Consider the following 13,576-nt stretch of genomic DNA (forward strand, 5'->3'; position numbering starts at 1 on the left):
GGCGCGGCACTCCCCCGGAGTGCCGCGCCCCTGCTCGTCCTCGCGTCGCGGGTCAGCCGAAGGTGGCGAACGCCTTGGTGAAGGCGAACTTGTCCTGGGCGACGGAGCTGCAGGTGGCGTCGGCGGTGGGCTTGGTGCCGCCGGCGCACTGCTTGTCTCGGGCCGCGGACCACATGGAGAGCCCGCCGAGTCCCCTGGACTTGGCGAAGCCGGCCAGCTGGGTGGCGTCGCCGACCGTGAAGACCTCGGAGGAGACGTCGTTCACGCCGATCATCGGGGTGACGGCGACCGCCTTCCAGGCGGCGGAGTCGGACAGCCCCAGGACGCTCTTGACCTGTGCCTGGGTGGCCGTCGCCGCCTGCTCGGCGTAGGTGCCCATGTCACCGCTGTAGGCGGGGCCGTAGTCCATCGCCATGATGTTGACGGTGCCGGTCCGCACGCCGTTGGCCTTGGCGTCGGCGAGGAGGTTCACGCCGTCCTGGGTGAGGCCCTCGGGCATCACGGGCAGGGTGAAGGAGACGTCCAGGCCCGGGTGCTGCTTCTGGAGCTTGGCGATGGCCTGGGCACGGCGGGTGTTGGCGGCCGTGTTCGGCAGCGCGCCGCCCTCGACGTCGAAGTCGACCTTGGTCAGCTCGAAGGCGTCGACGGCCTTGCCGTACGCGGCGGCCAGGGCGTCCGCGGAGGAGCAGGTGGTGGCGAGCTCGGAGCCGGAGGCACCGCCGAAGGAGACCCGGACGTCACCGCCCTTGGCGCGCAGCGCGCCGATCTGCGCGGCCACGCCGTCGCCGGTCAGATCCGTGACGCCGCCCCACTTGGGGGTGCAGCCGCCGCCGTCGGTGACGAAGGCGAGATTGTAGTTCTTCACGCCGGTCGCGTCGGCGGCGGCGACGAGGTCGAACGCCGGGTAGAGGGAGGTGTCGACGTAGGGGGCGAAGCCGGCGGAGGCGGTGGTGCCGCTGCCGGTGCTCCCCGTGGGGGTGGGGGTCGCGGTCCGGGTGGGGGTGGCCGTCGCCGTCGGGGTGGCGGACCCGGTGGGGGCCGGCGTGGCCGTCGGCGACTGGCTCCGGGTGGGCCGCCCGCTGGGTTCGGGGGTCGCGCTGCCGTCCGCGGAGCACTGGGCGTCGTCGATACGGCAGCCGGTCGGGTCGCCGCTGCCGTCGACCACGAATCCGACGGTGACCGACTTGCCGACGGCGAGGCCGTCGGTGTCCCACTTCGCGGGCTTCACGGTGACGTGCCGGCCGCTGACGCTCGACTCGCCGTTCCAGAGCGAGGAGAGCCTGGCGCCCGCCGGGAGGTCGAACTCCAGGGTCCAGGTCTTCTCCGTCGCGCCGCTGTTGTTGGTGACGACGTACTGGCCGGTGTATCCGGTCGACCAGTCGCTGGTCCTGGTGAAGGCGGCGTTAACACCGGCCGCGTTGGCCGTGCCGGTGAGCAGGACCGCGCCGCCGCCGACCACCGCGGCGGCCACCAGGCCGCCTATCGCCTTGTTCCTGCCACTGATCCTGCGCCGGTGGGTGCTCATGCGCGTGCCTGCTTTCGCTGTTCACGGGGGAGTGAGGTGCGGCAGCACGCTAGCGAGCCGGAATCGGACAAAGCGCCTGATCGGGGCGGCTGTTGACAACCTTAGGGTTCGCTTAAGGAAGCGATCGGGGACGGTTAAAGGTCGAGACCAATCTGCGGGCGCGGCGCCTCCGTGCCGACCCCCGGTGTCCGCGCCCGGCCGGCCCCCGGCCGTCGAGCTGGAACCAGATGCGCACCTCGGTGCCGCCCAGGACCGAGGAGCCGATGCGGACGTCGCCGCCCGTGGACTCGGCGAGCCGGCGGACGATGTCGAGGCCGAGACCGGTGGAGCCGGCCGCGCCGGAGCCGCTGCCGCGGGCCATGGCCGCGTCCGGGTCGGGTATGCCGGGGCCCGCGTCGGAGATCAGCACGATCACCGCGTCGTCGCCGTTGTGCACGTCGACGGCGAAGGCGGTGCCCTCGGCGGTGTGCCGGAAGACGTTGCCGAGGAGGGCGTCCAGCGCGGCGGCGAGGTCGGTGCGGGCCACGGGTATGCGCACCGGGCGGTCGACACCGGCCACCCGCCATTTGCGGCCCTCGTCCTCGGCGAGCGCGGACCAGAACTCCATCCGCTCGCGGACCACTTCGGCGGCGTCGCACCCGGCGCCGGGACCGGCCGCCGCCGTCTGCGGTTTGGCCTCGCGCGCGGTGCGGATGATGGTGTCCACCTCGCGCTCCAGCTGGGCGACGGCGGACCGGGTCTGGTCCGCGGCCGGACCGGCGCCGAGGGAGGCCGCGTTCAGCCGGAGCACGGTGAGCGGGGTGCGCAGCCGGTGGGAGAGGTCGGCCGCCAGCTCCCGTTCGCTCGCGAGGAGCTGCACCACCTGGTCGGCCATGGAGTTGAAGGCGACGGCGGCCTGCCGCAGTTCGGGCGGGCCGTCCTCCGGCACCCGGGCGCCCAGCCGGCCCTCGCCCAGCTCGTGGGCGCCCTCGGCCAGCCGCTGGGCGGGGCGCACCATGCGCACACCGAGCCGGTCGGCGACGGCGACCGAGCCGACGATCAGCGCGAGTCCGACGGCGGCGAGCACCGCCCAGGCCGTGCCGACGCCGTTGGTCACCTCGGACTCGGGGACGTAGACCTCGACGACCGCGATCGCGCCCGAGCCGAGCGCCACCGGCTGGAGCAGGGTGGAGCCGCCGGTGACGGTGCCGGTGGAGGCGCGGCCCATTCTGCGCACGGCCGCGATGTCGCGGTCGGCGGCACGCTGCCGGCCGAGGTCGATCGCGGCCCGGCCGCCGCTCGCGGGCAGGTGCACGGCCAAGCCGGAGTCGGCGCCGGCGGACGCCACCACCCGCTCCAGCTCGTCCCGGTCGGTGGTGATGGACAGCGCGGGCGCGACCGCGGCGGCCTCCCGCTCGGCGCTGGAGAACGCGCGGTCGCGGGCCATCTCCCTGACGACCAGTCCGAGCGGGACGGCGAAGGCGACCACGACCATGGTGGTGACCGCCAGGCAGACCTTGACCAGGGCCCATCTCATCGCGGCGGCACCCCCTCGCCGGCGTGCGGCGCCGGGGGCTCCAGCTTCACGCCGACCCCGCGCAGGGTGTGCAGATAGCGGGGCCGCGCGGCCGTCTCCCCCAGTTTCCTGCGCAGCCAGGACAGATGGACGTCGATGGTCTGGTCGTCGCCGTAGGACTGCTGCCAGACCTCGGCGAGGAGTTCCTTGCGCGGGACGACGACACCGGGTCGCCCGGCGAGGAAGGCGAGCAGGTCGAACTCGCGCCGGGTCAGGTCCAGGCGCACACCGTCCAGTTCGGCCTGCCGGCGCAGCGGGTCCACGGTCAGTCCGCCGACGCGGAGCACGGAGGAGGGCGGGACCTCCGCGCCGCCGGTGCGGGCCCGGCGCAGCACGGCCGCGATGCGGGCGGAGAGGTGCTCGACGGAGAAGGGCTTGGTGAGGTAGTCGTCCGCTCCGGCGTTCAGCAGCCGGACGACCTCCGTCTCGTCGTCGCGGGCGGTGGCGATGATGACGGGCACGTCGGTGATGCCGCGCAGCATCTTCAGGGCCTCGGACCCGTCCAGGTCGGGCAGTCCGAGGTCCAGGATGACCACGTCGAAACGGAAATGGGCGACCTCGCGCAGCGCTTCCAGTGCCGTACCGACGCTGCGCACGGTGTGCGTGGCGTCGGTGAGATGCCGGATGAGCGCCGAGCGGACGAACTGGTCGTCCTCGACGACGAGCACACTTGCCATGCGCCGCACCGTACGCCATGTGCGGGACGGCGGTCCGGCGCCTGTGGACAACTCGGGGCATGTGCGCACCGCGGTGTCCCTGGGGCAGTATGGCCGCGATGCGCAGAGGACTCGTACACGTACTGGCATGGCTGCTCGCGACGGGAGCGGCGGTCACGCTGTCGTGGTGGGGTGTGCACACGGTGATGGCGGGGACCGCCTACGACCCGCCGCGCGCCCTGCCGGTCCTGGCGGCCGACGCGAAGGCCCGGGACGTGAAGGCGGCGTCGAAGGGGCCGTCGGCCTCCGCGTCCCCGTCGCGCCGACGGTCCGCCTCTGCGGCCCCCTCGCCGTCGCGGACCCCCGTCGCCCACAGCCCCTCCCCCGGCGCGACCGCCCCGTCGTCCCGTCGTGCGTCCGGTCGTGTCAAGGCCTACGACACCGACGGCGGGAGGGCGGTGTTCGAACTGGGTCCGTCCAGCGCCACGCTGGTCTCGGCGACTCCGGGGGCGGGCTGGTCGATGCAGCTGTGGAAGACGGAGACGTGGATCCGGGTGGAGTTCGGCCGGGGTGCGGACCGGGTGTCGGTGTTCTGCACCTGGCACGACGGCCCGCCACGGGTGGAGGTCGGCACCTACTGACGAAGGGCGGGTGCTCAGCGGAAGACGGAGGGCGGCGGGGCCGGGGAGGCCACCGCCGCCGCGTCCGTCACGGGGAGCGCGCCGCCGGTGAAGTCGGTGAGCCGCCTGCCGTGTTCGACCCGGGCGGGATGCGGGTCGGAGGCGGCGCGGCGGGTGAGTTCGGCGACGGGCAGCGGCAGCCCGGAGGCCACGAGGACGGCGTTGCCGAAGCGCTTGCCGCGCAGTACGGCGGCGTCGGCGATCAGCGCGAGTTCGCCGAACCGGCCGGCGGCGGTGGCGATCTGGCCGCGCAGGTGGGCGAGCGGGGGGCCGTCGGCGAGGTTGGCGGCGTAGACGCCGGAGGGCTTCAGCGCGCGGAGGACCTCGTCGAGGAACTCGACCGAGGTGAGATGGGCCGGGGTCCGGGCGCCGCTGAAGACGTCGGAGACGATGAGGTCGGCCCAGCCGTCCGGCACCTTGGCGAGGCCTTCCCGGGCGTCCACGGACCGCACCCGTATCCGCGCGTTCGGATCCAGCGGCAGTTCCCGGCGCACCAGTTGGACCAGCTCGGCGTCCCGCTCGACGACCTGCTGGGTGGAGCGCGGCCGGGTGGCGGCGACGTACCGGGCGAGGGTGAGGGCGCCGCCGCCGAGGTGCACGACGTGCACGGGCCTGCCGGGCGGCGCGGCGAGGTCGATGACGTGGCCGAGGCGGCGCTGGTACTCGAAGGAGAGGTACGCGGGGTCGTCCAGGTCGACGTGCGACTGGGGGGCGCCGTCGATCAGCAGGGTCCAGGCCCGGCCGCGGTCGGGGTCGGGCACGAGTTCCGCGAGTCCGCCGTCGACCGGTTCGACGACTGCCTCGACGGCGGCGGACCTGCGCCGCGGGTTCCTGGACCTGCCCATTCGTCCAGTCTCGCAGGTGGGCCGGGCGGGCGCTTCACCGGCAGCTGTCGGCCGCCTCGATCATCCGGGCCGCCTCCCCGAGGGCCCGGCGCAGCACGGCCGGGTCGGTGGCGAGATCGGCGTCACCGGGCGGCAGCAGCCAGTGGGAGCCCTCGACGGGCGGCACCGGGTCCAGCCGCAGTCCGCGGCCGTCCGTCTCCGTGCAGGTGCTGCCCGGTACGTCCCAGCCGGCCGCGGTGCCGGCCGGTACCAGGAAGCCGAGGGTGTCGCAGCCGCCGTCGTGCAGGACGGGTCCCACCGCGTCCGCGGCCACGCGCCGCAGGATGTCGACCGCCTCCAGACCCTGGCGGGACGGCACCGTCACGAGGTCGCATCCCGGGTCGCCCGGGGGTGCGGCCGCTGCCGACGGCGGCGGCGTACAAGGTTCGTTGCTCTGGCTGGTCTGCATGCCGGCCTCCACCACACAGCCCTGTTGCGGTCCGTGGAGTCCAACGCGCGAGCGCGTCAACGGCTACGGCACAAGTGCGCCGCAAAGGATGGCACTTCATGGCAGAACGTGGATGAGATATCCGGTTTGTAGCCAAACACTGCGTGGCGGGTCCTTCACAGCAGGTACGTTCATGCCCGCCGGAACCAGGGCGTCACTCGGACAACTCGTCCCGAATCCGCCCCGGCCCCGGCATGGTTCGACGGTTCGCACGAGAGGACCCGGCCATGGCGTCGTCAACGGAGACCTCGTCACAGCCCGACCGGCCGCTCCGGCCCAACGTCGCCTTCCGGCAGTTACGCGGCAGGCGTTCACCGGCCGAGTTCGCGGCGCTCGTACGGCGCGCCGCGCGCGAGATCGGCGAGCGGGTGAGCTGTGACGCGCGCTACGTGGGCCGGGTCGAGGCGGGTGAGATCCGCTGTCCCAACTACGCGTACGAACGGGTGTTCCTGCACATGTTCCCCGGCCGCACGCTCACCGACCTCGGCTTCGCGCCCCGCTCGTCCGTCCGCGGACGAGCGGCCCGCACCGTGGCGGACGCCCCCGGGGCACCGGAGGTACCCGCCACCGGTGGCACCCCGTGCTTCCCCCGGGCGGGCGGGGCCCTTGAGACATGGGGGGCGGTCGAGCCGTATGACCCACAGGACCCGTACGGCCCGCCCGAACCGTTCGACCCGCAGGACCCGTACGACCCGCACGAGCCGTACGCGAAAGACCACCTGAACCACGAGGAGAGCGACGTGCTGCGTCGCGCATTCATGACCGGCGGAGGCGCCACGGTGGCCGCCGCCACGCTGGGCCCGCTGCGGCTCACCAAGGACGCGGTGGCCGCCGCCCGGCCGCCGCGCCGGCCCGGCAGCCCCGAGGCGACCGCCCTGGAGGAGGCCGTCCGCCGCATCCGCCTGCTGGACGACCGGCACGGCGCCGACGGCCTGTACCGGCGCGCGGCGGCCCCGCTGCGCGCCGCCTTCGCGCTGCTCGACGCCGGTGCGACCCGGCAGACCACCGCCGACCGGCTGCACTCGGGCGCCGGCGAACTCGCCATCTCCGTGGGCTGGCTGGCCCACGACTCCGGCCGCTTCGACGACGCACGCTCGCACTACGCGGAGGCCCTGGCCACCGCCCGGATGACCGGGGACGCGGCGCTGGAGGCGCACGCCTTCTGCAACACCGCGTTCCTGGCCCGGGACGCCGGCCGGCCCCGGGAGGCGGTCCGCGCCGCGCAGGCCGCCCAGCGTGCCGCCCGGCCCCTCGGCTCGCCCCGCCTGATGTCGCTGCTCTCCCTGCGCGAGGCGGGCGGCTGGGCGGGGCTCGCCGACCGCACTGGCTGCGAACAGGCGCTGGTCCGCGCGCAGACCCTGTTCGCGCGTGGCCGCTCGGACGCCGACCCCGAGTGGATGAGCTTCTACGGCGAGGCCGAGCTGGAGGGCCTCGAAGCGCAGTGCTGGTCCACGCTGGGCGACTGGCGGCGGGCGTCCCGGCACGCGCGCAGGGCGGCCCATCTCCAGGATCCGCACTTCACCCGCAACATCGCGCTATACACCGCGGAACTGGCCGACGACCTCGCGCGCGAGGGCCGTCCCGACGAGGCGGCCCAGGCGGGTCTGCGCGTCCTGACCCTGCTGGACCAGGTCCAGTCCTCCCGCATCCAGACGATGCTGGCCGGCACGGCGCGGGTCCTGCTGCCGCACCGGCGGGCTTCGGGGGTGTCGGAGTTCCTGGACCGCCACGCCTCCATGCCGAGGACCGGGAAGGCGTAGTTCCGTTCGCGGCGGCCGGGGACGGGCCGGGGGGCCGCCGGGTCAGGGCACCAGGTGACCCAGGTCGTTCCAGCTCTCGATCGCCGGTTCGCCGTAGGCCCAGCCGAGCACGGACAGCGAGGTCGGGTTCAGGCGGATGCGGGCCGCGAACTCCAGCGGCAGCCCCAGCCACCGCGCGCCGATGGACCGCAGGATGTGCCCGTGGGCGAACACGAGCACGTCCCGGTCGGCGGACCTCGCCCACGCCACGACCTCGTCCGCCCGCGCGGTGACCTCCGCGAGGCTCTCTCCCTCGGGGACACCGTCGCGCCAGATCAGCCACCCGGGCCGCACGGCCTGGATCTCGGCCGGGGTCATGCCCTCGTACGCCCCGTAGTCCCACTCCATGAGCGTGTCCCACGCGGCGGCACGGTCGCCGAAGCCGGCCAGCTCGCACGTCTCCCGCGCGCGGGACAGCGGGCTGGTGCGCACCTCCGCCTCCGCGAGCCCGTCCAGCGGGGCGCGGTGCAGCCGCTCGCCGAGCAGCTTGGCCCCGCGCCGGCCCTCCTCCAGGAGCGGCACGTCCGTCCTGCCGGTGTGCTTGCCGGACAGCGACCATGCCGTCTGTCCGTGCCGGGCCAGCAGGATGCGCGGTGCCATGGGGGACCTTTCCGGGAGGCGGACGCCGGACGGACGCCGCGGAAACACGAGGACGGGGTCCCTCCATCATCGCTCACCCGCAGGCCGGGCAACCCGGCGGGCGATCCCCGCGTCTTCCTGGACCGAGCGCCCGCACGGGCGAGACCCGGTCGGCCCGAGGGGCGGCGACGGGACACCGTAAAGTGGCACGGTCGCCTCGCCGGGGGCGGTCCGTACAGGAGGGGGAGGGCGATCGGATGGCGCGCACCGAGACACCGGGCACCGAGGTGGGCCAGCCTGCCCGGTCGCGCTGGTGGACCGAGCTGCCGCTGATCCTGCTCGTCTACGGCTGCTACTCGGCCGGCCGCCTCCTCGCGCGCGGTGACGTCTCGGGGGCCGTCGACCACGGCCTGTCGATCCTGCGCATCGAGAAGCTGCTGCACCTGAACGCCGAACACCCGCTGAACCGGCTGTTCACCCGGGAGCCGTGGCTCGGTGTGCCCGCCGACTTCTGGTACGCCTCGCTGCACTACCTGGTGACACCCGCGATCCTCGTCTGGCTGTTCCGGTCCCGTGCCCGGTACTACCGGGCGGCCCGCACCTGGCTGATGACGTCCACGTTCCTCGGCCTGATCGGCTTCACGCTGCTGCCTACCTGCCCGCCCCGCCTGCTCTCGGCAAGCCACGGCTTCGTCGACACCATGGCCCAGTACAGCTCGTACGGCTGGTGGGGCGGCGAGGCCAGCGCGCCGCGCGGCCTGGGCGGCATGACCAACCAGTACGCGGCCATGCCCAGCCTGCACTGCGGCTGGGCGCTGTGGTGCGGCGTGATGCTGTGGCGCCACGGCGGCACCCGCCTCACGAAGGTCCTCGGCGTGGCCTACCCGCTGCTGACCGCGATCGTCGTCATGGGCACCGCCAACCACTACTTCCTGGACGCGGTCGCGGGCGTCGCCGTGATGGGGGTCGGCCTGCTGCTGGCACCGCACGTGACACGGGTCGCGGACGTGCTGCGGGCCCGGCTGTTCCCGCGCACCGCACCGGTCACGGACGGCACGGGTTCCCCGATTGTCAGTGCCGGATGCCAGACTTCCGCGGGTGAGCGAATTCCACGGCAGCGCGAGTCGCAGCTCGACGCCGGAGGCGAACCGGACACCTCCCCCGCGGACGCGGGAGAAGGCGCTCCGGCACCGGCTCGCTGAGCTGCGCGGTCCCGACGTACCGGCCAGGGCCCTGGACGCGCGCGCCCTCGCGGCGCTCGCCGCCAACCCCGGGTGCCGCAGGCGGGCGATCCTGGACGGCGCCGGGGTGGACAAGGCGCGGCTGGCGGGCGCGCTGGGCGCGCCGTCCGGTTTCGGGCAGTCGCAGTTCGCGCTGACCCGGGGCAACGCGTTCGAGGCGAAGGTGAAGGCGGACGGCGGCGCGGAGCTGCTGCGGCTCGCGCACGCCCATCTGGACCCGGGCGCCGACCGGCCCGAGGCGGCCGCCGTGCCCGACCTGGCCGCGCAGGGCCCCGAGGGGCGTACGGCCCGTACGGCTCTGGCGCTGCGCGAGGCCACGCGCGCGGGCGGCTGGACGCTGCTCGACCACCCGATGCTGGCGCTGGACGTGGCGGGTTCCCTCGCCTTCCTGGAGCCGGACGCCGTGGTCGTGCACCCCGACGGCAGCTGGTCCGTGGTGGAGATCAAGTCCTTCCCGATGGTGGACGGTTCGGCGGACCCGGCCAAGGTGGGCGCGGCCGCCCGGCAGTCGGCGGTGTACGTGCTCGCGCTGGAGGACGTCGCCGCCCGGCTCGACCCTCCCCCGCGCGTGCACCACCGGGTGCTGCTGGTGTGCCCCAAGGACTTCTCCAACCTGCCCGCCGGGCGTGCCGTGGACGTGCGCAAGCAGCGCGCGGTCACCGCACGCCAGCTCGCCCGGCTCACCCGGATCGACGAGATCGCCGACGCCCTGCCCGAGGGCACGTGCTTCGCGCCCGACCGGCCGGCCGAGGAACTGACCGCCGCCGTGGAGGCGGTACCGGCGACGTACGCGCCCGAGTGCCTGGCCGCCTGCGAACTGGCCTTCCACTGCCGGGAACGCTCCCGCGCGGCCGGCGCGGTCACCCGCCTCGGCAGGCCCCTGCGCGCCGAACTGGGCGGGCTCGGCACGGTCGAGGACGTCCTGGCCGCCGCCCGCGGCGAGAGCGGCGACCCCGACGACCCCGCGGTGGCGGCCCTGCGCCGCGCGGCGCAACTGCGCGCCGAAGCCCTCCGCGCGGCCGGCCCGGCCGCCCCCGCCCGCACGCGGAGACCCCCGTGGAGGTGCCCGCGTGTCGCTGATCACCACCCTGGCCCGGCTCGAGGCCGTGAGCTCCGGCCGCGCACAGCCGGCCGCGACCGTCCGCCACCGGCATCTGTCCGACCGCCCGCTGGTGTTCGTGCCGCTCACCACCGCCGGTGAGGCGGGCGCCCCGCTCGGCGCGCTGGTGGGCACCGACCGGGACGCGCCCCGCCTGCTGGCCGTGCCCCAGCCCCGCGACCGCGACCTGCGCTTCGCGTTCCTCGCCGAACTGGCCGACGTCGTCCTGCCGTACGTCGACTCCTACGCCGGAGCGGTCGAGGCGGCCGAGCGCACCGAGACCGACCCGGAGACCGGCAAGCGGGTCAAGGTCGAGGTCGAGCTGTGCTCGGACGCGCCCCAGCTGATCGTGCCGAGCCGCGCCGGCCTGGACTACGTACGGCTGCTCGGCCGCTCCATGCGGTTCCGCCGCACGGCCGAGCAGGACCCGGAGGCGCCCCATCCGGCGCCGCCGCGGGTGCCGCTGCTGGGCCGGTGGCTGACCCACTACGGCGAGCGGGCCCGGGTGCCCGGCTCCTCGCTGCTGCTGGCCCTCACCGAGGTGCTGTCCCGGCACTGGGCCACCGGCCAGTCCGGACTGGAGGACCAGCACCTGGGCGCGCTGCTCGCCTGGATCGCCCCGCCGGACGGCCTGACCGGCGCCGAGGCCGCCCGGCGGGCCGAGCTGGAGCGCGACCGGGACGGGCAGCTGCTGTGCCCGCCGGCCGGTCCGGCCACCGACCCGGCGTTCGACAACAAGCTGCTGGCCCCGGCGATCACGCGCCACGACCGCGCGCGCGGCGCCCTCGCCGCCGCCGAGGACCCCTTGGAGGCCGACGACCGGCTCGCCGCGCTCACCGCGGCCGAGCGGGACGTCCGCGACCTGGTCGAGAGCCGTACGCGGCCCACCTGGGACGCGGTGTGGCGGGGCCTGGACCTGCTGCGGGAGCTGCCGGCGGGCGCGCACGTCGAGGAGCGGTGGACCCGGGACCGCTGGTCGTTCACCGGTCACCGGGACCGGGTGCTGGCCGGCGAGCCGCCGCAGCCGCGCCGGGACGACGCCGTGACGGCGGCGAACAAGCTGGCGACGCGCGAGCGGGAGCAGGGCCGCCTGGAGGCTCAGGAGGCGCTGGACGATCCGCTGGAGATGGCCGGGCGGCGGCTGGCCGGTGAGGCCTTCGCGGGCGAGGTGACCGACGTCGTCATGACGTACAGCGAGGGCAGGAGGCCGAGCCCGCGTCCGCTGGTGACGGTCCGCACGGACGACCGGCCGCATCTCGCCGAGCGGGCGAAGGTGTACCGCTCGCTGGGCGGCAGACCGCAGTCGGCGGAGTTCGCCGGTGCCGAGGCCGACGGTGTGCTGGTGCTGCGGATCGTGGACAAGATGGGCCGCGGCAAGGAGCCCGAGCCCGGTTCGGTGCCGGAGAAGGGCGACCTGGTCTGCTTCACCCTCTTCGAGCACGAGCAGCGGGGCGGGGCGAAGCTGCCGGACCCCGAGGAGACGCCCTGGACGCACGGCGGCCCGCCGGGCGAGCGCGCGGCGGAGGCCCCCGACACCGTGACCGAGGAGGACGTGCTGTGACGACCGTCGACTTCGATCCCGGAGCCGCGGCCGCCCGCGCCACCGACGCGATCCTGCACGACACGCTGCACGGCACGGAGCGGGGCGTGGTGGTCGACTCCCCGCCCGGCGCCGGCAAGTCCACGCTGGTGGTCCGCGCGGCCCTCGAACTGGCCGGGGCGGGCCGCCCGTTGATGGTGGTGGCCCAGACGAACGCCCAGGTGGACGATCTGGTCCTGCGGCTCGCCGAGAAGAGTCCGGACCTGCCCGTGGGCCGCCTGCACAGCAGTGACGGCGACCCGTACGACAAGGCGCTGGACGACCTGCCGAACGTCCGCCCGTCGGCGAAGGCGGCCGACCTGAACGGCCTGCCGGTGGTGCTCTCCACGGCCGCGAAGTGGGCGCACGTCAAGGTGGACGAGCCCTGGCGGCACGCGATCGTGGACGAGGCGTACCAGATGCGCTCCGACTCCCTGCTCGCCGTGGCGGGCCTGTTCGAACGGGCGCTGTTCGTGGGCGACCCGGGCCAGCTCGACCCGTTCGCGATCGTCGGCAGCGAGCAGTGGGCGGGCCTGTCGTACGACCCGTCGGCCTCGGCGGTCACCACCCTCCTGGCGCACAACCCGGAGCTTCCCCAGCACCGCCTCCCGGTGTCCTGGCGGCTCCCGGCGTCGGCGGCGCCCCTGGTCTCCGCCGCGTTCTACCCGTACACCCCGTTCCGCAGCGGCACCGGCCACGGCGACCGCCGGCTGGCCTTCGCGGTGCCCTCCGACGGCTCCGGCCCCGACCGGGTGATCGACGAGGCGGCGGAGTCCGGCTGGGGCCTGCTGGAGCTGCCCGCCCGGCACACCCCGCGCACGGACCCGGAGGCGGTGCGCGCGGTGGCGCTGGTCGTACGGCGGCTGCTGGACCGGGGCGGCGCGGCGGTCTCGGAGCGCTCGCCGGACCCCACTGCCCTGACCGCCGACCGGATCGCCGTCGGCACGGCCCACCGCGACCAGGCGGCGGCGGTCCGCGCGGCGCTGGCCGACCTCGGCGTGCGGGAGGTGACGGTGGACACCGCGAACCGTCTCCAGGGCCGTGAGTACGACGTCACCGTGGTCCTGCATCCGCTCTCCGGCCGCCCCGACGCGACCGCGTTCCACCTGGAGACCGGCCGCCTGTGCGTCCTGGCGTCCCGGCACCGGCACGCCTGCATCGTGGTCTGCCGGGCCGGCGTGGGCGACCTGCTGGACGACTACCCGTCCACGGAACCCGTCCAGCTGGGCACCCTCGTGAAGTTCCCGGACGGCTGGGAGGCGAACCACGCGGTCCTGGCCCACCTCACGGAACACCGCGTCACCTGGCACCCGTGACGAACGCCCCGAGCGCCCGGACCGGCCCCGGCCGGACGAAGTCCGGCACGCCACCGGAGGTGGCCGGTGAACACAGCCCGGACGGCTGGGAGGCGAACCACGCGGTCCTGGCCCACCTCACGGAACACCGCGTCACCTGGCACCCGTGACGAACGCCCCGAGCGCCCGGACCGGCCCCGGCCGGACGAAGTCCGGCACCCGTGACGAGGCACCCC

13 protein-coding genes are annotated in these 13,576 nt (G+C 74.9%); 7 read left to right on the forward strand and 6 right to left on the reverse strand.

Going from position 1 to position 13,576, the window contains the following annotated elements:
- Positions 1-52: 52 nt before the first annotated feature.
- The 3 genes from N8I86_RS15395 to N8I86_RS15405 form a co-directional block, all read right to left on the reverse strand.
- Positions 53-1,525 (reverse strand): glycoside hydrolase family 18 protein, encoded by a 1,473-nt coding sequence (locus N8I86_RS15395; RefSeq protein ID WP_263278021.1) that lies wholly within the window; start codon positions 1,523-1,525, stop codon positions 53-55.
- Positions 1,526-1,637: 112 nt separating this feature from the next.
- The gene (locus N8I86_RS15400) at positions 1,638-3,041 is read right to left on the reverse strand and encodes a sensor histidine kinase (protein ID WP_123437733.1); all 1,404 of its coding nucleotides are present in this window, start codon (positions 3,039-3,041) and stop codon (positions 1,638-1,640) included.
- Positions 3,038-3,757, reverse strand: coding sequence for a response regulator transcription factor (locus N8I86_RS15405; RefSeq protein WP_073900449.1), 720 nt, complete (start codon positions 3,755-3,757; stop codon positions 3,038-3,040). Before N8I86_RS15405 ends, N8I86_RS15400 begins: the two co-directional genes overlap by 4 nt.
- A gap of 98 nt (positions 3,758-3,855) precedes the next feature.
- On the opposite strand from N8I86_RS15405, the gene N8I86_RS15410 reads away from it, so the two are divergent.
- The gene (locus N8I86_RS15410; RefSeq protein WP_073900666.1) at positions 3,856-4,377 is read left to right on the forward strand and encodes a hypothetical protein; all 522 of its coding nucleotides are present in this window, start codon (positions 3,856-3,858) and stop codon (positions 4,375-4,377) included.
- A 14-nt stretch (positions 4,378-4,391) separates the two neighbouring features.
- On the opposite strand, the gene N8I86_RS15415 is transcribed toward N8I86_RS15410, so the two are convergent.
- Together N8I86_RS15415 and N8I86_RS15420 are read right to left on the reverse strand one after the other, a co-directional pair.
- Complete coding sequence (locus N8I86_RS15415) at positions 4,392-5,261, reverse strand: spermidine synthase (protein WP_263278022.1); 870 nt, start codon at positions 5,259-5,261, stop codon at positions 4,392-4,394.
- Between the two features lie 34 nt (positions 5,262-5,295).
- Positions 5,296-5,709 carry a hypothetical protein gene (locus tag N8I86_RS15420; protein ID WP_123439684.1) on the reverse strand — a complete coding sequence of 138 codons (414 nt, stop codon included), beginning with the start codon at positions 5,707-5,709 and terminating at the stop codon, positions 5,296-5,298.
- A gap of 266 nt (positions 5,710-5,975) precedes the next feature.
- Here N8I86_RS15420 and N8I86_RS15425 point away from each other — a divergent pair, with 266 nt between their 5' ends.
- Positions 5,976-7,508: a hypothetical protein gene (locus tag N8I86_RS15425; RefSeq protein ID WP_263278023.1), complete on the forward strand. Its 1,533-nt coding sequence runs from the start codon at positions 5,976-5,978 to the stop codon at positions 7,506-7,508.
- A gap of 42 nt (positions 7,509-7,550) precedes the next feature.
- On the opposite strand, the gene N8I86_RS15430 is transcribed toward N8I86_RS15425, so the two are convergent.
- Positions 7,551-8,147, reverse strand: a complete 597-nt coding sequence (locus N8I86_RS15430) for a histidine phosphatase family protein (RefSeq protein WP_263278024.1) — start codon at positions 8,145-8,147, stop codon at positions 7,551-7,553.
- Positions 8,148-8,383: 236 nt separating this feature from the next.
- On the opposite strand from N8I86_RS15430, the gene N8I86_RS15435 reads away from it, so the two are divergent.
- The 5 genes from N8I86_RS15435 to N8I86_RS15455 are packed head-to-tail and all read left to right on the forward strand — an operon-like array spanning position 8,384 to position 13,510.
- On the forward strand, positions 8,384-9,328 hold the full coding sequence (locus tag N8I86_RS15435; RefSeq protein WP_073900441.1) for a phosphatase PAP2 family protein: 945 nt from the start codon (positions 8,384-8,386) through the stop codon (positions 9,326-9,328).
- Positions 9,225-10,568: a hypothetical protein gene (locus N8I86_RS15440; protein ID WP_404830809.1), complete on the forward strand. Its 1,344-nt coding sequence runs from the start codon at positions 9,225-9,227 to the stop codon at positions 10,566-10,568. The genes N8I86_RS15435 and N8I86_RS15440 overlap by 104 nt, the downstream gene beginning before the upstream one ends.
- On the forward strand, positions 10,456-12,027 hold the full coding sequence (locus N8I86_RS15445; RefSeq protein WP_263280110.1) for a hypothetical protein: 1,572 nt from the start codon (positions 10,456-10,458) through the stop codon (positions 12,025-12,027). The genes N8I86_RS15440 and N8I86_RS15445 overlap by 113 nt, the downstream gene beginning before the upstream one ends.
- A complete protein-coding gene (locus tag N8I86_RS15450; RefSeq protein ID WP_263278025.1) occupies positions 12,024-13,361 on the forward strand; it encodes an AAA domain-containing protein in 1,338 nt (445 codons plus the stop codon). Before N8I86_RS15445 ends, N8I86_RS15450 begins: the two co-directional genes overlap by 4 nt.
- Positions 13,358-13,510 carry a hypothetical protein gene (locus N8I86_RS15455; protein ID WP_263278026.1) on the forward strand — a complete coding sequence of 51 codons (153 nt, stop codon included), beginning with the start codon at positions 13,358-13,360 and terminating at the stop codon, positions 13,508-13,510. The genes N8I86_RS15450 and N8I86_RS15455 overlap by 4 nt, the downstream gene beginning before the upstream one ends.
- Positions 13,511-13,576: the final 66 nt, after the last annotated feature.

The sequence above is a fragment of the Streptomyces albidicamelliae genome, from assembly GCF_025642175.1.
In the GTDB taxonomy this organism is placed as follows: Bacteria; Actinomycetota; Actinomycetes; order Streptomycetales; family Streptomycetaceae; genus Streptomyces; species Streptomyces albidocamelliae.